This is a genomic window from Stenotrophomonas sp. GD04054 (assembly GCF_029836955.1).
GTDB lineage: Bacteria > Pseudomonadota > Gammaproteobacteria > Xanthomonadales > Xanthomonadaceae > Stenotrophomonas > Stenotrophomonas maltophilia_A.
This window is the reverse complement of the sequence record NZ_JAOECR010000003.1, coordinates 1-24,715: the sequence shown is the minus strand read 5'-3', so window position 1 is coordinate 24,715 and position 24,715 is coordinate 1. Positions and strand designations below refer to the sequence as shown.

The 24,715-nt window shown below is 65.3% G+C and carries 33 protein-coding genes; 6 read left to right on the top strand and 27 right to left on the bottom strand.

Annotation, left to right across the window (positions count from 1 at the left end; all coding sequences use genetic code 11):
• Window positions 1–6: 6 nt before the first annotated feature.
• The 27 genes from N7573_RS03050 to N7573_RS02920 form a co-directional block, all read right to left on the bottom strand.
• Window positions 7–414, bottom strand: a complete 408-nt coding sequence (locus N7573_RS03050) for a hypothetical protein (RefSeq protein WP_154263141.1) — start codon at window positions 412–414, stop codon at window positions 7–9.
• 32 nt (window positions 415–446) lie between these two features.
• Window positions 447–1,574 carry a phage protease gene (locus N7573_RS03045; RefSeq protein ID WP_154263143.1) on the bottom strand — a complete coding sequence of 376 codons (1,128 nt, stop codon included), beginning with the start codon at window positions 1,572–1,574 and terminating at the stop codon, window positions 447–449.
• A 258-nt stretch (window positions 1,575–1,832) separates the two neighbouring features.
• Complete coding sequence (locus N7573_RS03040) at window positions 1,833–2,384, bottom strand: phage virion morphogenesis protein (RefSeq protein ID WP_154263144.1); 552 nt, start codon at window positions 2,382–2,384, stop codon at window positions 1,833–1,835.
• A 138-nt stretch (window positions 2,385–2,522) separates the two neighbouring features.
• A complete protein-coding gene (locus tag N7573_RS03035; protein ID WP_279912285.1) occupies window positions 2,523–3,722 on the bottom strand; it encodes a PBECR2 nuclease fold domain-containing protein in 1,200 nt (399 codons plus the stop codon).
• Complete coding sequence (locus tag N7573_RS03030) at window positions 3,715–5,298, bottom strand: DUF935 domain-containing protein (protein ID WP_154263147.1); 1,584 nt, start codon at window positions 5,296–5,298, stop codon at window positions 3,715–3,717. Before N7573_RS03030 ends, N7573_RS03035 begins: the two co-directional genes overlap by 8 nt.
• The gene (locus N7573_RS03025; RefSeq protein WP_154263148.1) at window positions 5,292–6,860 is read right to left on the bottom strand and encodes a hypothetical protein; all 1,569 of its coding nucleotides are present in this window, start codon (window positions 6,858–6,860) and stop codon (window positions 5,292–5,294) included. Before N7573_RS03025 ends, N7573_RS03030 begins: the two co-directional genes overlap by 7 nt.
• Window positions 6,857–7,435, bottom strand: a complete 579-nt coding sequence (locus tag N7573_RS03020; protein WP_100552825.1) for a phage protein Gp27 family protein — start codon at window positions 7,433–7,435, stop codon at window positions 6,857–6,859. The genes N7573_RS03025 and N7573_RS03020 overlap by 4 nt, the downstream gene beginning before the upstream one ends.
• Window positions 7,436–7,440: 5 nt before the next feature.
• Entirely contained in the window at window positions 7,441–7,746 is a 306-nt protein-coding gene (locus N7573_RS03015) for a hypothetical protein (protein WP_049436663.1), read from the bottom strand.
• Window positions 7,746–8,024: a hypothetical protein gene (locus N7573_RS03010; RefSeq protein ID WP_049436662.1), complete on the bottom strand. Its 279-nt coding sequence runs from the start codon at window positions 8,022–8,024 to the stop codon at window positions 7,746–7,748. The genes N7573_RS03015 and N7573_RS03010 overlap by 1 nt, the downstream gene beginning before the upstream one ends.
• Window positions 8,025–8,425: 401 nt before the next feature.
• On the bottom strand, window positions 8,426–9,091 hold the full coding sequence (locus N7573_RS03005) for a hypothetical protein (RefSeq protein ID WP_279912286.1): 666 nt from the start codon (window positions 9,089–9,091) through the stop codon (window positions 8,426–8,428).
• Window positions 9,082–9,735 (bottom strand): transglycosylase SLT domain-containing protein, encoded by a 654-nt coding sequence (locus tag N7573_RS03000; RefSeq protein ID WP_195763246.1) that lies wholly within the window; start codon window positions 9,733–9,735, stop codon window positions 9,082–9,084. Before N7573_RS03000 ends, N7573_RS03005 begins: the two co-directional genes overlap by 10 nt.
• A 32-nt stretch (window positions 9,736–9,767) precedes the next feature.
• Window positions 9,768–10,088, bottom strand: a complete 321-nt coding sequence (locus N7573_RS02995; protein WP_049436660.1) for a hypothetical protein — start codon at window positions 10,086–10,088, stop codon at window positions 9,768–9,770.
• A gap of 166 nt (window positions 10,089–10,254) precedes the next feature.
• Window positions 10,255–10,617, bottom strand: coding sequence for a hypothetical protein (locus tag N7573_RS02990; RefSeq protein ID WP_154263155.1), 363 nt, complete (start codon window positions 10,615–10,617; stop codon window positions 10,255–10,257).
• Window positions 10,618–10,628: 11 nt separating this feature from the next.
• Complete coding sequence (locus N7573_RS02985) at window positions 10,629–11,045, bottom strand: Mor transcription activator family protein (RefSeq protein ID WP_049436658.1); 417 nt, start codon at window positions 11,043–11,045, stop codon at window positions 10,629–10,631.
• On the bottom strand, window positions 11,045–11,635 hold the full coding sequence (locus tag N7573_RS02980; RefSeq protein WP_154263156.1) for a hypothetical protein: 591 nt from the start codon (window positions 11,633–11,635) through the stop codon (window positions 11,045–11,047). The genes N7573_RS02985 and N7573_RS02980 overlap by 1 nt, the downstream gene beginning before the upstream one ends.
• A complete protein-coding gene (locus N7573_RS02975; protein WP_154263158.1) occupies window positions 11,632–11,898 on the bottom strand; it encodes a hypothetical protein in 267 nt (88 codons plus the stop codon). Before N7573_RS02975 ends, N7573_RS02980 begins: the two co-directional genes overlap by 4 nt.
• Window positions 11,895–12,311, bottom strand: coding sequence for a regulatory protein GemA (locus N7573_RS02970; protein ID WP_197572984.1), 417 nt, complete (start codon window positions 12,309–12,311; stop codon window positions 11,895–11,897). The genes N7573_RS02975 and N7573_RS02970 overlap by 4 nt, the downstream gene beginning before the upstream one ends.
• On the bottom strand, window positions 12,308–12,760 hold the full coding sequence (locus N7573_RS02965; RefSeq protein WP_154263159.1) for a hypothetical protein: 453 nt from the start codon (window positions 12,758–12,760) through the stop codon (window positions 12,308–12,310). Before N7573_RS02965 ends, N7573_RS02970 begins: the two co-directional genes overlap by 4 nt.
• Window positions 12,747–13,040, bottom strand: a complete 294-nt coding sequence (locus N7573_RS02960; RefSeq protein ID WP_154263160.1) for a hypothetical protein — start codon at window positions 13,038–13,040, stop codon at window positions 12,747–12,749. Before N7573_RS02960 ends, N7573_RS02965 begins: the two co-directional genes overlap by 14 nt.
• On the bottom strand, window positions 13,037–13,678 hold the full coding sequence (locus N7573_RS02955) for a DUF3164 family protein (RefSeq protein WP_154263161.1): 642 nt from the start codon (window positions 13,676–13,678) through the stop codon (window positions 13,037–13,039). Before N7573_RS02955 ends, N7573_RS02960 begins: the two co-directional genes overlap by 4 nt.
• A complete protein-coding gene (locus tag N7573_RS02950; RefSeq protein WP_154263162.1) occupies window positions 13,678–14,130 on the bottom strand; it encodes a hypothetical protein in 453 nt (150 codons plus the stop codon). Before N7573_RS02950 ends, N7573_RS02955 begins: the two co-directional genes overlap by 1 nt.
• A gap of 10 nt (window positions 14,131–14,140) precedes the next feature.
• Window positions 14,141–14,431, bottom strand: coding sequence for a hypothetical protein (locus N7573_RS02945; RefSeq protein WP_049436652.1), 291 nt, complete (start codon window positions 14,429–14,431; stop codon window positions 14,141–14,143).
• A complete protein-coding gene (locus N7573_RS02940) occupies window positions 14,428–14,661 on the bottom strand; it encodes a hypothetical protein (protein ID WP_049436651.1) in 234 nt (77 codons plus the stop codon). The genes N7573_RS02945 and N7573_RS02940 overlap by 4 nt, the downstream gene beginning before the upstream one ends.
• Window positions 14,658–15,884: an AAA family ATPase gene (locus tag N7573_RS02935; protein WP_154263164.1), complete on the bottom strand. Its 1,227-nt coding sequence runs from the start codon at window positions 15,882–15,884 to the stop codon at window positions 14,658–14,660. Before N7573_RS02935 ends, N7573_RS02940 begins: the two co-directional genes overlap by 4 nt.
• Window positions 15,884–17,845, bottom strand: coding sequence for a transposase domain-containing protein (locus tag N7573_RS02930; RefSeq protein WP_195763247.1), 1,962 nt, complete (start codon window positions 17,843–17,845; stop codon window positions 15,884–15,886). Before N7573_RS02930 ends, N7573_RS02935 begins: the two co-directional genes overlap by 1 nt.
• Window positions 17,846–17,874: 29 nt before the next feature.
• Complete coding sequence (locus tag N7573_RS02925; RefSeq protein WP_049436648.1) at window positions 17,875–18,318, bottom strand: hypothetical protein; 444 nt, start codon at window positions 18,316–18,318, stop codon at window positions 17,875–17,877.
• Between the two features lie 65 nt (window positions 18,319–18,383).
• Window positions 18,384–18,734: a helix-turn-helix domain-containing protein gene (locus N7573_RS02920; protein WP_154263167.1), complete on the bottom strand. Its 351-nt coding sequence runs from the start codon at window positions 18,732–18,734 to the stop codon at window positions 18,384–18,386.
• A gap of 275 nt (window positions 18,735–19,009) precedes the next feature.
• Here N7573_RS02920 and N7573_RS02915 point away from each other — a divergent pair, with 275 nt between their 5' ends.
• From N7573_RS02915 to N7573_RS02890, 6 genes are all read left to right on the top strand, one after another.
• Window positions 19,010–19,432 carry a hypothetical protein gene (locus tag N7573_RS02915; protein ID WP_154263168.1) on the top strand — a complete coding sequence of 141 codons (423 nt, stop codon included), beginning with the start codon at window positions 19,010–19,012 and terminating at the stop codon, window positions 19,430–19,432.
• 79 nt (window positions 19,433–19,511) lie between these two features.
• A complete protein-coding gene (locus N7573_RS02910; RefSeq protein WP_154263170.1) occupies window positions 19,512–19,730 on the top strand; it encodes a hypothetical protein in 219 nt (72 codons plus the stop codon).
• 496 nt (window positions 19,731–20,226) lie between these two features.
• Window positions 20,227–22,152, top strand: coding sequence for a glucans biosynthesis glucosyltransferase MdoH (gene mdoH, locus N7573_RS02905; protein ID WP_032128590.1), 1,926 nt, complete (start codon window positions 20,227–20,229; stop codon window positions 22,150–22,152).
• A gap of 50 nt (window positions 22,153–22,202) precedes the next feature.
• A complete protein-coding gene (locus tag N7573_RS02900) occupies window positions 22,203–22,862 on the top strand; it encodes an alpha/beta hydrolase (RefSeq protein ID WP_279912288.1) in 660 nt (219 codons plus the stop codon).
• A gap of 3 nt (window positions 22,863–22,865) precedes the next feature.
• The gene (locus tag N7573_RS02895) at window positions 22,866–23,909 is read left to right on the top strand and encodes a sensor histidine kinase (protein WP_279912289.1); all 1,044 of its coding nucleotides are present in this window, start codon (window positions 22,866–22,868) and stop codon (window positions 23,907–23,909) included.
• 10 nt (window positions 23,910–23,919) lie between these two features.
• Window positions 23,920–24,651 (top strand): LytTR family DNA-binding domain-containing protein, encoded by a 732-nt coding sequence (locus N7573_RS02890; protein WP_010481294.1) that lies wholly within the window; start codon window positions 23,920–23,922, stop codon window positions 24,649–24,651.
• Window positions 24,652–24,715 lie beyond the last annotated feature (64 nt).

The window sequence follows — 24,715 nt, the reverse complement described above, 5'->3', positions numbered from 1 at the left end:
GCCGGCTCAGCCGACCACGATCCACACGCCGGCCGCATCCACGTCCAGGACGACACCAGCGCGCTTGCGGGCGCCGCTGTTGTCAGTCTTGGCCACGGTCTGGTCATCGACGATGTAGGCAGTTGCACCGATGTCGGCGCGGGCGATGGCATCAGCGCCAGCACTGTTGTCGAAACGGAAGCCGGTGCCGCGCTCGCATTCGACGGTCTCGCCTGCGGCAGTGCCGGTGACGGAGCGGAGTGCAACGCCGACTGCGTCACCGGAGCCGGCAGTGCCTGCCGGCACCGCGTTGCCGTTGGACGCCAGCAGCGCAATCAGCGTGCCCGCATGGAGCGCGGTGCCGGGGTTGGAGGGGTGGCCGACACGATGTGCGTCCCGGCGCGGGGTGTTGCGAGCCTGGGTGGCTGCGCTCATAGCGGACTCCGGTGAGAGGTGGGGGGTAGTGCTCAGGCCTGCGCCTGGGCGGTGTCCTTCTTGGATTTCGCGAAGGCTTCGGGGGTGACGCCGGTAGCGCTGCAGACGGCCATTTCAGCCGCGTCCAGGCCATGCTCGTTGGTCGCGCCGGCCGGCTTCTGGCCACCGGTCTGCGTACCGCCCAGGGCAGCGATCGGAGCGGCCTTGTCCAAGTAGGACGACAGCGCGGCCAGGTTCTGCTTGCCCAGGTCGGTGGCCCAGTCCTTCATGCTCGGCAGGATGCGGCCATCAGCCAGGCCAGCCTCGACCAGGGCACTGACTTTCTCGGCGGTGCGCTCGGCGGACAGAGCGGCGACCTGGCCGCGCACTTCCTCCAGGGCGGCGATGGGGACGAACTTGGTCGGGTCCGGGGTGGCGGTGGCCTTGGTCTTGAGGGCGCTGCAGGCCGCAACGGCCGGCTCGCCCTCGGCGCCCAGCTCGGCCTGCAGTCGGCGCAGCACGCCCAAGCTGGTGGTCAGGGAACTGCATGCAGCGATGGCGTCCGCTTCGGAGGTGGTTTCGGGCAGGCCCAGGGCAGCCAGGAAGGCTTTGAGCAACGGGTTCATGGAGTTTTCCTTGTCAGGATCGATGTCGTGGGCAAAGCAAGCCGCTGCGCGCAGCTCCATGGCCTGCATGCCGTCGATGGCGGGGTCATTGGTGAAGGCGGCCATCTGCATGGCCAGCACCTCCCCGGTGGTCTTGTCGTAGAGGAACACCGGGGAGACGTAGCGATAGGCGCCGGTTCGGATCTGCTCCGCAGCCTGGGGAGTCAGCTCGGTGGTGGCCCAGAGGCCAGATCCCTCGCGCCATTGCAGCGCACGCATCCAGGCAGCGGCCGGCGCGGGCTGCCCGTTGGTTTCTTTGTGCAGGGTCTGGTGTTCGTAATCGACCACTGCCGGGTTGACGCGAGCGTTGAAGCGCTCGATCACGCGAGCCGCCACCGAGGCGTCGATGTACCAGGCGGGGACATCCATCTCTCGCCCGTCACTGGGCTTGAAGTGACCGGCAGGGGTCAGCTGGATGGAGATGATGCGGTCATCGCCCACGGCGTCGGCCTGCAGCTGGAAGCTGCAGGCAGCCAGGGCAACGGCGGTATGGAGGCGGCGGGCGGGCTGATTCATCCCCGCCAGATTCGCCGCCCTCGATCAGGCGGCGGGACTAAAGCCCTTCACTGCTTTTCGGGTGCGGCCCGATGGGTGGGATGTCGGCAGGGACTCTACACCGGACCGGGCGATTTTTGTCCCTCGCCGGGGTGGTCACTTGAACAGCCGCCTTCAAGGGCGTTTGAAAGGCGTTTAAATCGACCGCCGCTGCCCGTTGGGGGTGGACCATGGACGGTGGCCGCGCCCAGGGGTCCTCCACGGGCCGTACAGGCCGTTTTAGGCGGGGGGCGATCCAGCGGGGTCCGCGTCCAGTTCCAGCCACGCGACGGCGAGGCGTTCGATGCTCTGCTCATCCTCGGCGCTCAAGCCCATGAAGGGACGGGCCGGCAATCCAGGATGATTCACTTTGGCCACGAACGCGGGTCCGTCCTGGCCATCCTTTCCTGAGCGCGTCTGCATGCCGGGCCAGTAAAGCGCCTTTCCGTTCTTTGCTCGGATCTCGTATGGCTTGGTGCCTTCCTGGTGCCAGCGCGCCTGCTTGGAATCGGCGCGGATCTCCACCCAGTCAGCGCCCGACAACGGGTGGATGCCGTCACGGGTGCGGCGAGTATCGTTGAGCGGGGTCCGGCCCGATCCATCCGCCAGCGGCTGCCAGGCAACGCCGTCAGGTCCAATGCCGGTATCGAATCGGGCCTGGGTGCTTTCAGTCAGATCCTCGCCAACCTGGGCCATCAGGCCCGACAGGTTGACGCTGCGCTCCAGGAGACGGGCGAACCACTGTTCGGCCTGCCGCGCATCGATAGTGAGAATCAGGGGTTCATTGGCCATGGTATTCTCCGCAAACGGGCCGGGGCCAAGCCGCCCCCGGCGTAGCGGCTCCGCCGCAATCCTTCCACAGGGTGGGCCAGCCCCCGAGGCCCTGCAGGAAGCGCCGCAGAGCGGACTGGCGCGTCTGTAGGCAAAGGCTCATTCCTCCGACCGTCCCCATACCAACAGCCCCTGCCGCGAACGCGGCTGAGCCTTGCTGCCACGGAAGAAGTCGAACGATCCCCACACTCCGCCTGGCAGCACCTCGGCAATCACTGTCAGGGCGTAGCGCTTCTGCGCGCCGCCTTCGGACTCGGTGACCTCGATCCGCTTGACGTAGTAGCGGCGCAGGCCCAGCTGGCCAGCCTCGTTGCGGGCGAAGTTGGCCCAGACCTCAAACGGGCTCTGGATCGTCTCGGCCAGCAGCGGCAGATACTTCTCCCGACCATCCAGGCGTGACGGCTTCTCCAGCCAGTGCTCAATAACCTGGTCAGTAAGCAACACCTCGGCCCCGGATGGATCGGTGAGCGTGGCAGTGCGGCCGTACAGTTCCTGCCAGGCCTGGCGCACCTGTTGAGGATCACGAATACCCGTGGGCAGCGGCCGCGCAATCGCAGCGTCCAGCGGAACCTGAGCGGGACGCCCGTAGTCCTCGGCGCTTCGCCCTGGCACCTCCGACCACTTGGCCGCTGCATCCTTGGCAAGCGTGCTGTCGGCGATGTGGCGGCCGCTGGCGGCGTGGCCGACGTGATAGGCCCACTCCGGTGGCGGGTCGCCCTGGATGGGCACTGGCGGCTCGCTGACCTTCCAGCCCATGGCCTTCATCTTGGCGGCCGATACGCCCAGCACCGTGCAGCGACAGCCCCAGCCATTGGGCGTGTAGTGGGTGTCCCACCAGGGATGGTCGGACGGCAGGATGACGCCATCCCATGCCTTGTGCTGCTCGCGCGGGTTGCGCACGGTGTTGTGCTTGTAACGCAGGAACGGGAAATTCTTGAGCGTCTCCCAGCGGCCGGCCTGGTACGCCGTTCGCAGGTTGGTGTGATAGATGGTCGCCGTGCGCCAGGCTTGCCCGCCTGGGCTACCTTCGCCGGTCCAGCCATGCCATCCGTTGCGCTGGACGATGTCCTGGAAGCGAGCGCGGAAATCCTCCAGCGTTTCGCCCTGGGTAATGGCTGCATCCACCGCTTCGCGCAGATCGGTCAACAGCGCATCGCGGGTGGCGCCGGCAACGACAAACGCCCGAGCGTGTTGCCCGTGCATCAGGTCATTCCACCGCCGCGTCGGAAGGTTCACCTTCCCGCGAAAGTAGCGCTCCGCCTCGGGCATGCTCCCGAAGTTGCCCCGGATCTCAGCCACGGCTTTCGTCCAGGGCATCGAGCATGCCCGCTGCACCGGCAATAGCCAGGGCGTGCTGCATGGCCTGGCCGAACTGCGCCACACTCAGGTTGGGCAGCAGGGCAAGCAGGCCATCGCGGATCTGCTCCAGATCCTGTGCCCGATCCACCAACTCGCGGATCGCGCCCACCCACTCGGCCACCACAGGGTCGAGCTCGGTGGCCACCAGCCGCGCCAACTGGTCCTCGCGGTCGCGCGACGACACCGAGACGGGCTGGGCGGCCGTTGCCGCAGTCCGCACACTGCTCAACGCCACCTGATCCGTTACTGCGGGGGCTTGCCCCAGCATCGGCTCATCTTCGCCGGCTTCGGGGATGCCCAACTCGGTATGCGCCCAGGCGCATGGGATCTTCATACCCATGGCGACCAGCGGGGGCAGTGCCGTGGCGTAAGTGCCGATGTCCTTGATCTCGGCCAGGTCGAACACCAGGCGCGGGCAACGGCGGTAGTCGCCGGGTCGCACCAGCCCGTTGAGCACTGCCAGCGGGTAGATCAGGTCACGCGACAGCGTGCTGGCCAGCTGGCCAGCATCGGCATCCTTGATTTCCTTGCGCACTTCGTTGTGCACCGTTCCCAGCGCATTGGTGCTGGTCTTGCCATCGGCCTGGCTGGTCAGCGTGCCGCCCAGGATGGCCTTGCTCTGGCTGCGCTCGCACCAGTTCATCATCAGCTCAAAGGCCTGGGGATCACCCTCAGCAACAGCGGGGAACTCCATGCTCATCCCCTCGGGGATGATGCCGGCCGCGTTGTGGCCGATTTCCATCAACGCGCGCAGCAGTGACATTTTCTCGCGGTCGGACGCTCCTGGCGGGTACTTGCCGATCCGCATCGGGATGCCGTAGACCTCCAGGAACTCGGCCAGGTCGCCGACGGCGTAGTTCTTGAACAGGTACGGCCACACCAGCACGCGGAACAGCGCAGCGCGCTCCAGATAGCCGCTCTTGGCCTTGTGGGTGTGGGTGATCCAGCCGAACTGGCGCAACGGTTCGCCCTCGCCGGTTCCGTTGCGTAGACGGATCTCCTGGCGATAGCCGCGGTGCAGCTGGAACCAGGACTGCGGTCGATGGGTGATGGACTTCGGCAGCCACTCCTGGGAGCTGCGGTCCCATTCGATTTCCAGGTTGGCAAAACCCTTGCCGATGGCGTCGGTGGTATCGAACACAACCCCGTCGAAGTCATCGATAGCAAGCACCATCGCCTGCAGCTGCTCGGCCGCCTTCTTCTCGGCCGCACTGGGGTTGGGCGGTGCGCTGATCTTAAACGGCAATCCGGAGACGGCACGGCGGCGCTTGGACATCTCCGAGAAAACGTGAGCGTCGCGCTCTTCGATGTCTTCAAACAGCTCGTACTGGCGGATCAAATCGCCCTGTTCGGCCGCCAGGAGGATTGAGGCCAGCCGGCTGGGCGTGAGGCCGCGCGAGGGGTGCCCCTGGAACTCGCGCTGCAGCGAATTCGCGTGCGCGGTCTGAGGCTGTGCCAGGTCGGCCACGGTGAAGGGCTTGCCATCAGGGCCAAGAATGCGGGTTTGGGTCACCATGCTTGCGGTTCCGGCAGATTGAAATCGTCGTCCTCTGGACGCTCGTGCCCGTGGTTGGCCACGGAATCAAAGCCGCGCACTGAGCGCGGCACAGGGGTCCAGTCCATCTCTGCGCCTGGATGGCGGCTGGCGTAGTACATGAGGGCAACTGCGATAGCCGAGTCGCCATGGCGCTGGCCACCATCGCGCCCAGTGGTCCGCTCGGGCACCCTGGCCACACCCTTGATGACTCGCACCACGCGAAGGTCTGCCATCGTGTCCTTGTCGCGCGGCAGCGAAATGGTGTTGTCCTCAAATGCCTTCTTGACTGGCGGCATGTGCTCGCGATACCAGCCCTCGGTGGCCATGACCAACTCGACACGGCTATAGCCGAACTCCTGGGCGAGGAACTCTGCGAGTGCATGACCATTACCGCGCGCATCCACTGCAGCTTTCACGAACCGAGGCAAACGGTGGATAACGTACTTGGCTACCTGTTCCTGCTGGCGGTGCGGCATGTTCCGCAGTTCCAGGATGAACGGCGCTTTGCGCTTGAGCGTCTGGGTGATCTGCGCTGGCACCATCACCGACAAGTCACCTGACCGGCCGAAGTCCTGGCCATAGACGCTCTGTAGATCAGGGTCCAGCTTGTCCAGGTGCGGTCCGACTTCGTCATCCAACCAGGTCTGCACGGCCTCCCATCGGACGTGGTCGCTTTGCTGCTCAAAGCCCTTGGGACAGGTGTAGCGCAGCACCGGGGCATCGGTCATGCGCGCCTCGATCAACGCTGCACTGAGCCATGCGCCACTGCCCTGCGACGGAATGCAGTCCAGCTCCTCGGCGGCGGCATCGCCATAGGTGCCGTACACCTCGGCGATAAACTCCTCCTCGGCTTCCTGTGACCAGGTCTTGCCCAGGCGCATGCAGACACGGCGGTAAAGGCCTTCTTCGACCGCCTCACGGAAAGGCACGCGATGGATCGAACCGCGACGACCACCCGCGCGGATCTCCTCGATCAGCTCATTGAATGCGTTGTCATGGCCATCATGGGTGGAGATGAGGCGAACTTTTCCGCCCCACACCAGGAACGCAACAGCTGCCTTGAGCAGCTCCTGCAGATCATCGACGAATGCGGCTTCGTCGCCCACCAGTACGCCCTGGCGACCACGTAACTTGCGCGGCCGGCTGGCCAGTGCCGTGATCTTGAATCCACTTTCCGGAAAGCGAATGGTGAAGGTCTTGATGTGCTTGTCATCTTCCTCCTCATCCCAAAAGCCTTCCTCCACCAGCCCGGCCGCATAGTTGAAGGCCTTGGCCCACATGGCGCAGGCCTGGATGTATTCCTCGGTCATTTCCTTGTCGGTGCCGAGGTAGTACACGTTCTGACCACCCGCACCCTTTGCACTGGCGGCAATCAGCACGTCGTCAGCAGCCTCCGCCCAGGTGATGCCGGTACGGCGTCCCTTTTCCATAACCTTGAGGTTGGCGGGATCGGCGATCCAGCGCTGCTGATACGGCATCAGTGCCGCAGGCACGTCGGCGGCGGCAGTGTTCGGAACAAGCTGGCGTGCGTTCTCACTCATTCGGTGCGGATTCCCAGGATCTGAGAGCGAATGTCGGCGGCGGCAGCGGCGGACAGCCCGCCGCTCTTGACGACCTTCTCCAGCTTGGCGGCCTGCTCGCGCACCATGGCATCGCGCGCTTCCTGCATGATTGCGCGCCGCACATTGACGCTGACGCGCTGGGTGTCCATCGCGTCCTTGGCAGCGCGGGCCAGCTTGCGGATCTCATCAATGCTCACGTCCTCCTTTTCGTGAGCCCGCAGCGCCGCATTGGTGGCCAGGGTGGTAATGGCTTGGCCGAGGAGCGCGCCAGCCTTCTCGCCCACACCTTCGCCCAGCTCGCCGACCACAGCCTGGGACACTGCCTCAATCTCCCGCATGCGAGCCGTCAGCTCAGCAAACCCCGCACCATAGCGATGCAGGGCGGAGCGCGAGATGTCGGCCGCAGGCTGTCCTGGGAACTGCTGTTGCAGTGCCTCGATCATCTCGGCCAGCGTGAGCCGATCTTCCCGCAGCAGCTTCTCGATGAACGTACGTTGTTCTGCAGGCAGGCGCTGAATGCTGGACTTGCCGCGACGGCGTGGCGTGGTGCTCATCGTCGTTACCGGGGGCTGGGGCGGCTGACACCGGGCACACTGGCCATGCCACGCGAAACGTCGTGACCGCGAGCGCTCAGCTCAGCAACCATCACGCCCGGCACGGGCTCATCAACGCGCACCAGCGATTGCTCGCTCAGCCAGGTCAGGTCGGTCAGCACGTCATCGCGGCTGGCGGCCACGGCCAGGACGTTGAGGCCGGCATGCAGGACCGAACTGTTGGCGCGGTAGCCGTTCTGTTCCGAGAGCAGCCGCAGCAACACCAGGCGGCGGTCCTCGCGGTGGCGCTCCGCAAAGGTCTTGTGGGACATCAGTCTTTCTCCATGAGGTGTTCTTGGACGGTTTCGAGCATGCGATTGGTGGCGGCTGCCATGCCCTCCAATCGGGCAATTCGGTCAAACAGTTCGCCGGTTTCCTTGTGGGTCAGGTGGTGTGCGTGCTGAACCTCTAGTTTCGTGACTCGATCAGCCAGGCCGGAGTGGCGCCACCACAGCACCACACCGACCAGGAGGTTGAGCGCGACCAGTCCAGCAACCAGCACCAACAGCCCAATCACGATGGACGCATCCCATGCGGCGGCGGCGATCATGGGCGGAATCCCACGCCTGCGCAGGCGGTGCAATGGCGAGTGCCTGGCACTGCCTGCAGGCGACCGACTGGAACGATGGCGCCGCACTCCTCGCATTCGGTATCGCGCATCGGCTTGGGCGTTGGTTGAGGGTTGAACTGCGGGCGGCTGAGCCTGAAACGATCCCAGGCGCGTTCGGTTACTACGTCGGCCTGGTCAGCGTCGTCTGCCACTCGGGTGCCTCTTGCCTTGGATGATTTCAGTCAGGTCCACCGCCACGGCACGAAGCGTGGCCACGCGCCCTCGGTTGATGAGCCCTGCGTTGCCCGGCTGCCTGCTGCCGCTTTCGGCATCGCGAGCCATCTGCTCGTACTCGTTCCGCAAGCGGGTCAGGTCAGCGACCTTGATCGTGGGTTCCGCCTTCACGGGCACAGGCCTCCACGGGCAACTGCAGCTGGGTGACCGCTGTGCAGTACCAGCCCCAGGCGGTCGCCTCCCAGTCCGACACTGCCTGCGTCAGCCTTCGCTGCTGGTTGCGGCAGTCGTGGTACAGCGCCGCGACCTGGTCGTGATTCCCCAGCAGGGTTTCCCAGAGATCGTCCTTGGCTGCTGGCAGCTCCGGGCACTCGGCCTTGAGCGCTGCCGGCATCGGCGGGGCGGGCGGCTGGGGGAGCGGCGCCTGCGTTACTGCGGTTCCAGTGCTGCAGGACATCAGCCCCGGCGCGACCAGTGCGCAGATCAGGGCGATTACGCAGGAGCGAAGCGAGCGCCTCTTGCTGCTGCAGGTTGAATTGACGTTGGTTCTCACGGTCCAGCTCCTGGAGCTCGGCAATGTGGTTGAGGCGCTGGGTTGCGCGGTAGTAATTGGCGGTTGCCTGGGCCGATTGGGTCTGCAGCGTCTTGGCCGACTGCTGCAGCTGCCGCAGCTGCAGCTCCAGGCCCTCGCGCTGCTCGATGGCCGCCGATCCGGCTGCCCAGCGATGCCCCGTCGCAAACCCGAGGCCGAGCAACGCGGCAACGGTCAGGCACAGCACCAACAGCAACGAGAGATAGCGATAGGGGCGGGTTGGGTCTGCGATCAGGGGCATGTGGCCACCCCCGTCCAACCGGCCGCGAGATATGCCGGCTCCAGTGTCAGCAGGATGCGTTTCGGGTAGCCGGTGTTCTCTCTGTGCGCCCACTCTGCTCGGGCGCGGTACGGCTCGACAGCCCGCCAGTCGTTTGCATCCGCTCCCTTGGTATACGCCAGCGCTCGCTCGCGGTTGAGCGCCTTTTCACCGCCGTTGTACGCGCGGAACGTAAAGGCCCACCGGCTGCAGCTGCTCATACGTCCCTGGCTGTACTCGGCGACCCGGTCGAACAGCCAGCGGTCATAGAGGGCGGCAGCCAGGATGGCCTGCTGCGGGTTCCAGGGATCGAATCCCGCCAGGTCGGTCGGATAGATCGTGGCGATCCAGCGCGCCGTGGACGGCATGAACTGGGCGATCCCCTGGGCACCCACAGGGGAGCGCGCATCTGCCCGAAATGCGGACTCCTGGTGCAGCTGTGCGGCCAGGCGCGCCGAGCTCGCGTTGACGCCCCAAGCGCGGGACGCTGCCTGTTCCACGCGATGCCGATACAAGGCGGATGCGGGGGCAACCTTGACGGTGGCGCGGGCGGGTGCAGCTTCTGCCTTGCCGCAGATGGCCCACGTTACGATGGCCACAAGCACCAGGCAGAGCGCGATGGCCAAGCGCAGGCCGGGATCGGGGCGGCCGTGCCGGGTCATCCGATCAGCCCTGCCGCAATCATGGCCGCAGCGATCAGGGTCACACGCCGGGTTTGCGCCATGGATTTCTCGATGCCATCGAGATACCTGGGATCAGCGCCACGGAACAGGGTCAGGTCAACGCCGTGGCCGATTACCGCCGCCATCGTCAGCTTGGCGGCCGCCCAGGCGTAGGACGCCACCAGGATGGGATTGAGGATGGCCACGCTGGCCAGCAGGAACAGGCTCAGTGCCAGCCACAGCCAGATGTAGCCGATGCGGTCGAACAGCGAGCCAAGGTAAGCGATGGCTCGGGTACGGCGATTGTTGGGTTCCATGTGCACTCCGCTGTATGGGTAAGCGGGGTGCGTCCGTGCTGCGCACGTTGACCGTCCCCCGGTACACACAGCTTCCGCGCGCGCGAAAGTGGACAGGGACTAAAGTGCTTCAATGAAAACGCCCCGCAAGGCGGGGCGTTTGTCAGGGATGAGAGCCGGGAAACTGCTACTTGACCAGGTTGCCCGCACAAAGTTCTTGAATTGCGCCGTCAAGCGTAACCTCATCTGTACCCGGGAACGCAGCCTTCGTCAGCAGCGTTCCGTCCGGGTGCCAGGCGAAGGGCTCGAATCCAGCAAACCCGCCGAATCCATTCTTTGCATTGAATTCACCGCAAACGATGGGAGCTGGGCCGGCCGGCGTGCGCAGCTGAACAATAGAGACTTTGCGAAACTCCGCAGATCCTGGATCTTTCAGTAGCTTCTTCACCGCGTCCTGAGCTTCAGCTACCAGCGCCTTGTCCTTGCTGCCACACGCCGTGCCGGAAGCCAAGACAAGGCCCAATGCCGCCGCACCCATCCACTTAATCACGCTGCCGCTCCTTAGAAGTCGAAATTCCGCTGCACTCTGGCAAGGTGCAGCTGGCGTTGCTGACGAATGATCTCGTAGACCCGAACCTCAGTAAGGCCATACTCGGTCACCAGCTGCGCAATGTTACCTCGCTTGGCCCGGCGGTAGATTTCCGCGTCCCGCAGGGCATTGCGAAGGCGCATACCCTGGGGGATGTATATCTGGCGCCCCCCGGCATACTCGGCTTGCGCCAGCATGCCGGCAAGGGCCAGCCTGGTGGCCTGTTCTTCATCCAGACCGGCGCGACGGAACGCAGCTTCCATGACCGCGACCAACGCGACCAGGGTGCCCTCCCATTGCTTTTCGGTCAGATCCAGCGGTGCGGCCGCGATCAGCTCGGCGGCTGCATCGGCGTCCGGTGTTCCGACCCAATCGCGTTGCTCGATCATCAGTGTTCTCCGTACTTCTCGCGCGCCTCTGCGCGCTCGCGCTCGGCATCGTCGTCGGACATCTGGCCCAGCGACACCATCTGGCTGATCCAGGCCAAGCGCTGATCCAGCCTGGATTCGCCAGCACCAGGATTGACGCGTGCCGTGGTGCCCAGGTGCCGGCCTGCGCGGGCGTGTTCTTCTCGTTCACGCTCAGCGGCTGCATCGGCCTGGTCGGCCAAGCCGAACACGACCGCACGCAGGTAGCCGTGCGACTCCAGCGGGAGGGTCAGGTTCGGTCGTGCCACCAGCATTTGATCGATGCCTGCCACCCAGTGACGAACCTGCGCCGGGCGGCGGATGCCGCCGCGTTCGTCCTTGCAGACCGTGCCAGAGGCGACGAGTTCGGCCACTTCCTGGGCGAGCTTCACCGCGCGCCCCATTCGCAGGCCCTGTTTGGCCGGTTTGAACAGGCCCAGATAGGCCAGCACTGCTCGGCCAAGCTCGGGCGGCATTGCCGCCACAGCAACCGCCAGGCGCTTGCCTTCCTCCTCCAGGAGAAACGCATTGATGTGGCCCTGGCAGCCACAATCGGGACATGTGGCTCTCATTGGTGCGTCCGCAGATCCTTCAACGTGAAGATGGGCGGGGCATCCAGGGCGGCCAGGGCTCCCTCCAGAAGCTCCCTTACATACGCATCCTCTCGTCCATTGGCGCGCAGCAGTTCGATTCCGACCAGCGCAACGCTGGTCAGATACTGAATCACCTGCGTCGGCGGGAGCGTCTTGATACGCTCGAAGGTTACGCGCAGGGCTTCGCCGGTGGCCTTCTCCCGCTCCTGTTCCCGCTCGGCGTCGCTTACGGTATTGCTCATCCTTCCCTCCGGTTGCAGTCGATCTGTAGCGCAGCAATCAGGCTGTGCAGCTGGTCATGCTTGAGAAACTCCAGGCGGTCCACCTGAAACATGCGCACTGACATTGCGTGCGCGTAGCTCCAGGGGCGTTTGGCGCTGGCCAGCAGTGCCTCCACCTTTCGCAGCATCGGCACCTGGTCGGTGTTCTTCGGGCGGTCCGGGTGAGGCTTGCCCGGCTTGGCCTTCCAGCCAAGCCGGGTCAGCTCAGCCAGCACCGCATCGCGCTCGCTCGGCGACATCTGCGTGGATGACTGCTTGCCGGTCACGCGCTGCAAGAGCGCGCGATAACCCGCTTCATCCATGCCGAGCTCCTTCTGCGCAACCTTGATCTTGGCGATCTGCGCGCGGCGCAGCGGGTCGGTTGCAGGCTTCATAGGTGACCCTCCGGCACCCGTGCTGACCATCCAGCGCGGATCAGCTCGATGCTTGTGCAGGTGCGGTTGAGGTGACGGCGCAGGGCAGCTGCCGAAGGCCAGCCGGGATCGTAGAACGTTCCCGTTCCCTGCTTGACCATAGCGGCAGTGCGACGCTTGCCCAGGCTCTTGACCATCCGCGCTTGCTGAGCCCTGCTATAGATGCAGATTTTAGAGGGGCGGTAGAACTTGGCGCCGATGGGGCTGCTTTCCTGCATGTACTCCTGCTTTATCTTCCCATCAACGAACACGACAACCGCGTATCGCAGCGTCTTGATCTGCTGGACCTGGATCACCAGCCGGTGTTCATCAGCGATCAGTTCCACGTCACCGCCGTAGGGCGTCGCAAGTGCCTTCTCGACTTGCGCCCACTGTTCTTTGCTCAGTGGTGATTTCTTATGCGCTGACATCGCGAGGGTCCTTATCGCGGAAGCAAACGAGGGTCGGGGCGCTGATGTGGCGCACCAGGCGCCAGGGAAACACGTCGCCGCGTGCCTCGATGTAGGCGGCTGCCCGCTGGATGTAGCCCATGGCCTCCGGTGAACGTGGATCATCGGCACAGCTCAGGTCATAGAACATCAGGCCTTCGATGTCCTGCTGGCGGGCAAACAGCTCGATGTCGGCGCGCACGGTCGCATCGGCCACGGCGAGTGCCAGCTCGGCGAGGTCGGCAGGAATGCGCGCGGTCACAGTGCCACCGCCGACAGGTCCAGGGTGATGGGCTGATAGGCGCCATCCTTGTCCCGCTGGTACAAGCGGACGTAGGACTTACTGCCCATGACCTGGACGGCTTCACCGATGGCGCGCATGGCTTCCTGCCAGCGCGGATCGTCAATCTCCAGGCGCCGCAGCTGCAGCACCTGCCCGGTGCGGATGTTGCCCTGCTGATCGACACGGAACGCATCGTTGATGATGGTGCGGATCTCGGTGCGTGCGCCTTCGGTCCACTCTGCCAGACACTGGTCGATGAGTGCCTTGGCAGCGAGCAGACGTTCGTCAAACTTGATCGTCTCCTGGAATTGGCGGATCACCTTGTATCGGCCATCGTAGGCCACCAGCGTGACGTTGCCCTTCTTGCCACCGATGTGGACGCGGTACTGCTCTGCGCTGAGGGACACGAACGCGGCAATGCTGTTGAAGGCATGGCGCTTGAAGTCGGCCATGCGCTTGTGCAGATCCTGAGCACGCTCAGCGAGCTCCTGCACCAGCTCATCGCGCAGCTTGTCGATCTCCTTGATGTGCTGTTCCGGGACCAGGTGCCCCTTGGCGTCTTGTCGGTAGCCTTCGGGAATCGCGTTCGCTTGCATGGGTGAGATTTCCTTGTTCATCACGGGGTGAGGTGGTTACGGGCTTCGCTGAGGGCGCCATCGCACTGCATCAGCAGTCGCACCAGGGGCGCTGGCAGCCCGGCAGCGCGGGCATCCAGTGCCGTGTCCAGAACGTCCTGGGCAATGGCTTCCAGGCGTCGATCCACGGCGAGCGCTCGGGCGTTGTGCAGTGACCGCTCGCAACCGGCCGGCGTGGGCTCCGGCACGGCAGCAAACTCGGTGCCCGTGGAGCCACGGACCAGCCAGAGCATCTGCGGATCATTGCCTTGGCGTTCGACCTGGTTGCGGTCGATCAGCTCCTCCAAGGTGTCGTCGATGTCCAGCGGGCGCGCATCGTGCAGGGTGGTGGCCAGCTGGACGCGCGTCATGCAGCCACCTGCCTGGTCGATTGCCTCCAGGATTCGCTGCAGCAGCTGCTGCAGCGACTTGGGGAACGGAACATGCTTCGTCATGGTGTCTTGCTCAATGCAGCCCACTGGTGGGGGTGGATTGGCACACGTCCCACTCCACTTGGCAGCCGTGGAATGGGGTCGCCATCTTCGTGCGGGTCACCAGCTGGCCCTTGCGCTCGCGGATGTGCTGGGCGCCCACCAGCGAATCGCCGCGCGGGCGGTCGATCACGATCACGGGCCGAGCGCCAGTGATCGAGACGGAACGAGCCGTGAGTCCCTTGTCGGCCAGGGCATTGATGGCCTCCAGCGCGGCGGTCAGCTGGTGCTGGATGGCGGTGCGGTTCTTGTCGGTGGTGGTCACGGGAGACGCTCCTGGTTGTCGATTGGTGCCGTTTGAGCGGCGCTTGCGATGGCTTCATTGCTCCACTGCAGCAACTGGCCGATGGTCAGCGAATCGAATGGGGTGGCCAGCGCATAGCAGCGCTGGACGATCAGGCAGCGCGCCGGAAGTGCATCCGGTGATGCCAGCCTGGCGATGCCGCCCACAGCCGACACCAGGTCGGCCGTGAGATGGGAAATGGACGTGGTCACACCAGCACGCCCAGTTCTTTGGCCGCGTAGCGGATGGACTCGCAGCAGATCCGCTCGTTCTTCGCCTGTGAGTAGATCGAGGCAAGGCGCAACACCTTATTCAGGACGCGGAGTGCGCCCGGAAGGTCGGCGATCTGCCGGATCTGATCGCGGCAACCGGCATCGGCGATGTTCCAGGCGTCAATGATCGCGTCGGCGTCACCCTTGACCACCTTGTGAATGACCAGTCGCTTGCCGACCCGGCTATACAGGCGATCAAGGAACGGAGCGCGATTGCCGCCCGTCATCTGCGTGATGACACGATCATTGCCACACAGCACAAGGCCGATGCTGGTCTGATCGTTGATGGCACGGACCATGTCCAGCGCCTGCACGGTCAGATGCTGTGCTTCATCCAAGATCAGCAGGCCGCTGGTGTTGCGCACCTTCTGGAAGATGGCCCGCTGGATGTAGGCGGCGGAGTTGACCAGGTCGCGCAGGCCCATGACTGCGGCAATTTCCTGCAGGCAGGTAAGGACGCCACCCGTGGCCGGGGTCAACTCGACGTGCCAGACGTTCGGGCTCACGGCTGCATAGCGCTTGTTCGTGACGGTCTTGCCCAGGCCTGCACCGCCAGCGATCACTGCGATGTCGCCAGCCATGTGGGCGTACTGCAGCACGGCGCGCAGCTTCTCGCTGGTGGGCGTGGTGACGAACTCGGGCCCCTCGGGCAGCTTGCCGCTGCTGATGCGCTCATCGCGGACATTGAGCCAACCGGCCAGCTTGCGAGCCACGTTTTGCTGGTTGCCCGCATAGGTGCCGCCCAAGAACTGCGACAGCGTGGCGCTGCTGATGTCCGATTCCTTTGCCAAGCGGGCCTGGCTCAGGTTCTTGTCTTCTTCCAGGGTGATACGCAGACGGTCGCGCAGATCGGCGAGCTGCTCCGGTGACAGTTCTTCGGGGGTGATCGGGGTGACGGCCAGATTCATCGTGTTGGGTTCCTTGGATTGGTGCGGGTGCAGCGGGGCAACGGGTGGAAGGGGCGGACGTTTGAGGGCGGCAAGCTTCGATCTGCGGCGGGCGATGCCACCGCCTGCTGCTGTTGCTTTCGGGTTGGTCCGGGTGTCTACGCCGGATCTGAAACGGGCTTGTGCCTGGTGGCGAAGTGGGTGCGAACCTTCATTGCGAATGCGCTGGAGGTAGGCCTGCCGACGCTGGTAGCCGGTGGCTGGGTTGCTTTGCATCAGGCCTCCCCGTCAGGCGTGGTCCACAGGCTGTTCCGGCGCTGCTGGGCCTGCATGCGATCCATCAGCGACACGAACGCGCTTTCGTTGTCGTCAGTGCCGGTGCGCAGCCGTTCGGCGGGCTCGGCTTCCTGTACACGCGGCGGCTGCCGACGACCGAACAGCGGCGCGATCACGCCTGCAGGCGGCAGCGATTCGGGCATCGGCGACGGCAGCTGGTTGGCCACGCTGGCCGCTTCCATCCGGCGCTCCGCGTCCAGCTGCTTGCGTGTTGCCTGGCGGTATTGCTTCTTCGCCCTGGCGTGTTCGCGGGCGGCGCCTGTATCGGCGAAGCCAACGGCGGCGATGCAGTCCAGTTGGCCGATGTAGACGTTGGCCAAGGTGTACGCATGCACAGCCTGGTGCAGATGCTCGGGATCAAAGCGAAGCATCACCTTCTGACCTGCAAACGGGGCGATGGCGTCGCTCCAGTACCGATTGCCGGACAGGCGAACGCTGCTATCACGGCGGTCACAGGTGACCACGTCCGTGGGCAGGAGCATTTCCCGCAACTGCTCAGGCGATGCCTTGCGGATCGTGGACTGCGCATAGCTGGACTCAAACGCGGAATCAAAGCTCCGGCCTGCAGCGGTGCGAGTGCGCCGGCCCTCGCGAGCGTTGTGGGCCGCGATTTCCTCATTCAGGACACGCACGAACTCATCCAGCGGAATGGCCTTGCTGCCGTAGTTCTCGGGCTTTGCGTCGGGCTTGTTACCCGTGTAGGCGCCGGCGAATGCCGGGTGCTTGGCAACGCGGTCGCACAGGTCACGCCAGGCGCGCTCGATGGGCTTGGCCTGGCCGTGATATGGCGTCGCCCAGTGGATCTCGCAGCCCATTGCCGTCAGGAGGCCGGTCGGATCGTCTTCTTTCACCTTGAATCGGAAGCGATTTGCGGTGCCGCCGGTCAGCATCTTGGATGCGAAGCCGCGACCGTTGTCCAGCCAGACCTTGCCGGGAATGCCATAGCGCTCGATCACGTCACGGAACGCGAAGCGCGCAAGGTCCGACGACTCGGTTTCGGCGATGCGGTAGCCCAGCAGTTTGCCGCTGTAGAGATCCTGGACGCCCACCATGATGGGGCGCGCAACCGTGCCGTCCGGCCAACGTGCGAACACGTCGAATTTGTGACCGTCGCTGTTCACTGCCTCCAGCGCGTGGAACACGCTGCGGTCGCGCTCCTGGGCCGGGAACGTCTGATTGAACCGTTCCTGGCCTTGGCGGGCCATCACCAGGACGGCGCGCGGCAGTTCTGCCTCAACACGGCGGATGAACGTCTTGGCACAAGGAAGTGCGGGCCAATCCTTGGTGGCGGCGATGCGCTGCAGCCGGTCATAGCAGCTTTGCGCGCTCGGAGCCTCGACCCGCAGATAGTCGGCCTTGAACAGATCCCAAGCCTCGGCGTGAATCTCGGCCTTGGCCTTGGTCGCGGCGTATGCCGGCACCAACAGCGCCAGGCGGTGCTGCTTCTCGGCTTTGGCCACCAGCGCGGCCCAGCGGCCCAGGCTGGCCACGCTCACGCCGCCGACCTGGTCGCGCTGCATCTGGCTGGCGACGATCTGACGCGCTGCCATCAGCGGATGGCCGGCAGCCTGCAGCGCCTCAACGGCCTGCAGGGCGCGCAGGCGGCGTGCAGCCTCGTCCTTCAAATGCTGCGGGACGGCCTCGTAGCGCTTCCACGCGGACGCGATGGAATCGACGTTGGCCTGGCGAACCGCCACGGCCCGCTGCGGCGTCTCGCTGACCTGACCGGCGATGACTGCTGCGGCCTGTACGTCTGGCGGTAGCGCATCAACGGCATACAGTCGGCGACGACCACCGCGAGTGGCCTTTTCCTCAAACGCCCAGCCTTCGCGCTTTGCGCGAATCTCGACGGCTCGCTTGGTCTTGCCCAGGCTGCTGGCCAAGGTGGCCAGGTCCAGCATCGAACGGGGGGACATGTTGCCGTCCGCCATTAGGATGCCCTCACGCTCAGGCGGTGCAGCTGGCGTAGGCGCTGGCTTGCGACGACACGCTCACGGTGGGCGCGACCGATTTCAACGTCCAAGGTTTCGGCGCCCAGCAACAGCTGGCCACCGATAACCTGGGCCTGCCACTCGGCGAGTAGCGTCCCGCCGCAGATCACTTCCAGCACGGGGGCAACCCACAGCGGAATGTTGAACGTCTCGCGGCTGGGCGCGGTGTAGCCGTCGAGCATCGCCTTGGATACGTTCTGGCCAGTCAGGCGACTGGCGCGTGCGGCCACTTCATGCCGGTCCAGGCCTGCAGCGTGCGCGGCCTCCAGCATCTGGCCGACCAGCATGCTGACGGACTTGCGGTAATCCATGGTGCCGTTGACCGGCGCCGAGGGGCGTGGGGTCAAGAAGAAGTCATAGGGCTGGCTGGGCTGACGATTCATCCTTGCGTCTCCTGCTCGGTGGGGGCGCCTGTGCGCCGGGGGGAAGCGGTAGATAGAGGCGCTGTTCATTGCGGGGCGCCAATTTGTGGATTGCGGCCTGTCCGCAGGCTGCTAGGCTTTGCATCGGGGGGCAGCAGCGGTTTGCGGCCTCCTGGGCCACGGTTCGGCTTACCGTCGGCGCCGTACCGGCTGGGCCAGATGGCCTGGGGTTCCATTCCGAGTGCCTCTGCAATCAGGGCCTCGGCTTGGGGGTACGGCCGACGGAGAGCGGGATTCAGGCTCGCCCCGTTGGTGTAGCCATTCAGTAGCGCGATCTGCCGCAGAGAGATTTCCTTGCGATGCAGCGCCGCTACGATGTCGGCGGCATGCCAGTCCTTAGCGGGACTGGCTTTTCTCGGGGTATTCGTTGCTGACATTTCGTACCTGTCATTTGAGCGATGACTACGGGGCAGATGCTAAACCCATTTGGGTGCTTGTCAACACCCAAACGTGTTTCGCACTTGGTCGGCGACGACACAAATGGGTGTTTTCGGGATTCTGTCTTTATGAAACAAATACTTACGGGAAGTGCGAAACGATGAATCACGCAGAGAACTTGATTCGCACTTCCGGCGAGGAAAGAGCGAAACCCGAATGGGTGTCGATAGGTGCGCGTCTGACCACCGTTCGGGGGTCGAGGACGCAAGGGGAGATGGCCACCCTGATCGGGGTGTCAAAGAACACCTATGGGCGCTTTGAGCGCGGCCTAAGAGAGATTGGAGCGGAGTGCTTGGCTGCGCTGGTGCAGCAGGGCTGGAACGCCAATTGGCTGCTGACAGGCTCGGGCGATGAACGCCTGGATTCCGGCACGATTTCGCGTCAAAACAATGACTTGCGGCAGTCTCAGGTAGTGAGCCAGTCGTCTGTGAAGATCGCCGCGCAACTGCTCCAGGAGGCGCTTGATGACGCGGATGCTGTACTGGCCCCGGCCCAGTATGGCGAGGCGCTTGTTCTGCTGGCTCAGCTGCTGGAAAAGGGACTGCCGGAAGCGGACGTAAGGCCGTTTGCCCGGCAGACAGTCGGGATGATCGTTACAGGGGCAAAGGATGCAGGAACAGCGGCAACTGGTAGGTAGATTGAGGGCGATTCTGCGGGACGCGATCCCTCGGAATCATTGGGAGACAAGGCTTTCAGACCCCGTGCTGGCAATGCCAGTGCATCTGCGTCGCGCTCGCGCGCGCTATGAGATCCAGGATCTCGCCGCCCGCTATGGTTGGCAGCGGGAAGTGGAACGGGATCTGTTCCGCCTCGGCGTTCCTTCCCTCAAATATCTGAGCCAGGAGCAGCTCGACCAGGTGCTGGTCAGGCTCAAGGGCCTGGAGGATTGCCTGCAGAACATCTGCGATCCGCCCGATGGACCGCCAGCCCGTTGAAGCCCCTTTAAACACAAATCAAACGGCCGCCAGTGATGGCGGCCGTTTTGCATTTCTGGTGTCCAATCGGGTCAGATGAGGCTGGTTTCGCAAACCGAGCTCTATCTATCAATAGATGTCACTCGGCGGGTGAAACGCTTGTCGCGCGGGGCTTTCGTCCCATTTCATCCCGTTTCATCCCGTTTTTTCCCCGTTCTCAATCTCTAAGTCCCCCAACATCCCCTGCCCCGGCACTCGCCTGCTGTTTGCTGAATGGGGACAAATCCCGGCGTAGACCTTCGCACTCGGCTTACATCCGGCGCCCTAGACTGAGCCGCATTTTCGATTCCGCCCCGTTGGAGATCGTGTGGGTTCCGGTAGTGACAGACAGCGACTGCGTGGCGTGACGCCGACGCAGCCAGGACAAGTGCGGGCGCCGGGAAAGCGCGCCGGGAACCTTGGTGCATGCAGCCCGGCCGGGATGGCCGGCCGTGCCGACTGCGCGGAGTAGGCGGCAATGGAGGTGCAGACCATCCATGCGGAAGCAGATACGTCCCGGCTTGATGCCGGCTGGACGCTGCTGCCGGCCGAATCGCCGTTGCAGATGCCTGAGCAGACCCTGCGCGAAGGCCAGCTGAAGGTTCGCCGCCACCGCACCTCGCCGCGGCTGATCGGCCTGCGCCGGTTCTATATCTTCGGCGGCACGCTGGCGATGACCGCCATCGCTACCCGGATGATGTGGCGGGTGCTGTCGGCCAATGGCATCAGCGTGCTCGAGGCCTGCCTGCTGGTGCTGTTTGTCGGCCTGTTCGCCTGGATCGCGCTGTCTTTCGCCAGCGCCGTGGCCGGCTTCCTGACTGCCGTGTTCGACCGGGGGTATCGCCTCGGCATCGACCCGGACAAGCCACTGCCGACAGTGCACAGCCGCACCGCGCTGCTGATGCCGACCTACAACGAAGATCCGCGCCGGCTGCTGGCCGGCCTGCAGGCGATTTACGAGTCGGTGGCCGCCACCGGCCAGCTCGACCGGTTCGACTTCTTCGTGCTCAGTGATACCCGGCGCGAAGACATCGCGCGGGCCGAGGAGCAGGTGTTCGCCGAACTGCGCGAGCGCGTGCCCGATGGCCAGGCGCGGCTGTTCTACCGCCGCCGTGGCGACAACAGCGGGCGCAAGGCCGGCAACATCGCCGACTGGGTCCGCCGCTTCGGCGGCGCCTACCCGCAGATGCTGATCCTGGACGCCGACAGCCTGATGACCGGCGACAGCATCGTGCGCCTGGTAGCGGGCATGGAGCACAACGCCGATGTCGGTCTGATCCAGACCCTGCCGTCGGTGATCGGCGGGCGCACCCTGTTCGCGCGCATGCAGCAGTTCGGCGGCCGTGTGTACGGTCCGGTGATCGCCCGTGGCGTGGCCTGGTGGCACGGTGCCGAGAGCAATTACTGGGGCCACAACGCCATCATCCGCACCCGCGCCTTCGCCGATCAGGCCGGGCTGCCGGCGCTGCCGGGGCGCAAGCCGTTCGGTGGCCACGTGCTCAGTCATGACTTCGTCGAAGCGGCACTGATGCGTCGGGGGGGCTGGGCCGCGCACATGGTGCCGTACCTGGGCGGCAGCTATGAAGAAGGTCCGCCGACCCTGACCGACCTGCTGGTGCGCGACCGCCGCTGGTGCCAGGGCAACCTGCAGCACGGCAAGGTGGTCGGCAGCCGTGGCCTGCACTGGATCAGCCGCATGCACATGCTGATCGGCATCGGTCATTACTTCACCGCGCCGATGTGGGCGATGCTGATGCTGATCGGCATCGCCATCCCGCTGTTCCAGGAAGGCATCGATTTCAACGCGCTGCTGCACCTGTCGCCCAGCGTGTACTGGCGGGCCCAGGACGAGGAACAGGTGGTGCGCCTGTTCGCGGCGACCATGGCGGTGCTGCTGCTGCCCAAGGTGCTGGGTTACCTGGCGATGCTGCTGGACCCGGTCGACCGCCGGGGGTGTGGCGGTGCCCTGCGCGCGTTCGTCTCGATGCTGGTGGAAACCGTATTGGCCGCGCTGATGGCGCCGGTGGTGATGTACGTGCAGTCGCGCGGCGTGGCCGAAGTGCTGTCCGGCCGCGATTCGGGGTGGGACGCGCAGCAGCGTGACGATGGTGGCATTTCGTGGCTGGCGCTGATCCGTGGCTACGGTGGGCTGGGGGTGTTCGGCGCCTTCATGGGCATGCTGGCCTGGGCGGTGTCGCCATCGCTGGCCGCGTGGATGGCGCCGGTGGTGATCGGCATGGTGCTGGCGGTACCGGTGGTGGCACTGACGTCTTCGCGTGGCCCCGGTGCCTTCCTGCACCGTCTTGGCCTGCTTGATATCCCCGAGGAGAACATCCCGCCGCCGGTGCTGGTACGCGCCGCGCAGCTGCGCCGGGAAGCGGCCGAACAACCGCCGCTGTACTGATCGTCCCGCGGCAGCGGCATAATGCGGCTCGAACTTGAAGGAGCCGCATCATGCTGCAAACGGTGGAACAGGAGACCGGCGCCTCGCCGCAGTGGTCGGTGATCTGGCTGCACGGCCTCGGTGCCGATGGCCACGACTTCGCGCCGATCGTGCCGGAGCTGGTGCGTCCGCATTGGCCGGCGCTGCGCTTCGTGTTCCCGCATGCACCGGTGCGGCCGATCACGATCAACAACGGCGTGCCGATGCGCGGCTGGTACGACATCGTCGGCATGGATTTCCGTTCGCGCGCCGACATGGTGGGCGTGCATGAATCGGTGGTGCAGCTGGATGCGCTGATCGCGCGCGAGATCGAGCGTGGCATCGCGCCGGAGAAGATCTTCCTGGCCGGTTTCTCGCAGGGGGGCGCGATCATCCTGACCGCCGCGCTGTCACGCACTGCGCCGCTGGCCGGCCTGATCGCGCTGTCCACCTACCTGCCCGAAGCCGACGGCGCAAAGCGCGCTGAAGGCGCCGTGCAGGTGCCGGTGTTCATGGCCCATGGCAGCAGCGATCCGGTGATTCCGCAGGCGGTGGCCGCACACAGTGCGCAGGCACTGCAGGCGCTGGGCCTGGAGGTGGAATGGCACAGTTACCCGATGGCCCACCAGGTCTGCGCCGAAGAGATCCAGGCGCTGGGTGACTGGTTGCAGGAACGCCTGGGCGCTGCCTGACCCATGCCGCCGGCCAGCGCCCCGCCCTGGATGCCGGAACTGTGCCGCCTGCCGCGGCTGGCGGCGATGCTCGGCCTGGCCGAACTGGTGGTGGTGGTGCTGGCCCTGGCCCCGGATGGCAGCCGCCACTGGACTGTGGGCGAACTGCTGTCGGCCAGTGGTTTCGCGTTGTGGCTGGCGCTGGCCGTAACGGCCAGCCTGTGCCTGCTGCGGAACGCGTTGTCGAGGTTGCCACAGGTTCTGGGGGCGGTCTCGGCCATCGCACTGGCGACGCTGATCGCGGTGGTCTGCGCGGGCATCGTGCATGCCCTGTACGCGGTGCTTGGCGACAGCTTCGCCCGCGGCATCAGCTTCTGGCGCTTCACGCTGGGCAGCGCGGCGACGACGGCGCTGATCACTGCCTTGGCCCTGCGCTACTTCTATGTGAGTGATCGCTGGGCCGCGCAGGTACAGGCCAACGCACGCGCACAGGCCGATGCCCTGCAGGCGCGGATCCGCCCGCACTTCCTGTTCAACAGCATGAACCTGATCGCCAGCCTGCTGCATCGCGACCCGGTCGTGGCCGAGCGTGCGGTGCTGGACCTGTCCGATCTGTTCCGTGCCGCGCTGGGGGCGGGCGAGGGTGATTCCACCCTGCGTGACGAATGCGAGCTGGCCGAGCGCTACCTGTCGATCGAATCACTGCGCCTGGGCGAGCGCCTGCAGGTGCGCTGGCAGCGCGACGAACCGCTGCCCTGGGATCTTCCCCTGCCTCGCCTGGTACTGCAGCCGCTGGTGGAGAACGCCGTGCTGCATGGCATCTCGCGGCTGCCCGAGGGTGGCACCATCGAGCTGCAGCTGATGCGCCAGGGCAATGAACTGCAGATCTGCGTGCGCAATCCGGCGCCCGACCCGCAGGCCCCCGGGCTGGCCCTGGCGCGCGGTGCCGGCCATGCCCAGCACAGCATCGGCCATCGGCTGGCCTGGCGCTTCGGCAGCGCCGCGCGGATGACGGCTGGCTGGAGCGAGGGCTACTATGCCTGCCAGGTGACAGTGCCGATCCAGTGAGGGAGCGATCGTGAGGGTAGTCATCGCCGATGACGAACCGCTGGCGCGTGAGCGCCTGCGCAGCCTTTTGGCCGCGCAGGACGGCGTGGATGTGGTGGCCGAGGCCGGCAACGGCGAGCAGGCCCTGCACGCGTGCGCGGAGCTGCAGCCGGACCTGGTCCTGCTGGATATCGCCATGCCCGGGCTGGATGGCCTGGAAGCCGCCCGCCACCTGGCCAGCTTCGAGCCACGGCCGGCGGTGGTGTTCTGCACCGCTTACGATGCGCATGCGCTGTCGGCGTTCGAGGCGGCCGCGATTGATTACCTGATGAAGCCGGTACGTGCCGAGCGTCTGGCCGCGGCCATCGCGCGCGCGCGCACGTTCCTGGCCGGCCGTGATGGCCAGCCACAGGACCACCGCGGGCAGCAGGCGCGCAGCATGCTGTGCGCGCGCCTGCGCGGCAGCCTGCGCTTGATTCCGCTGGACGACATCCATTACCTGCAGGCCGAAGAGAAGTACGTGGTGGTGCACCACGCGCGCGGCGAGGACCTGATCGAGGAGTCGTTGAAGTCGCTGGAAGAAGAGTTCGCCAGCCGCTTCATCCGCATCCATCGCAACTGCCTGGTGGCGCGCCATGAGCTGGTGGAGCTGCGTCGTGGCACGGGTGGGCAGGTGCAGGCGATGTTGCGCCATGGCAAGCAACCGCTGGAAGTCAGCCGCCGCTGCGTGGCGACGCTGAAGCAGGAACTGCGGCATCTGTGAGTGTTCCGCGCGGCCTGCGGCCGCGACTGCTTCGAAATCAATATCAAGATCAACAGCAACAGCA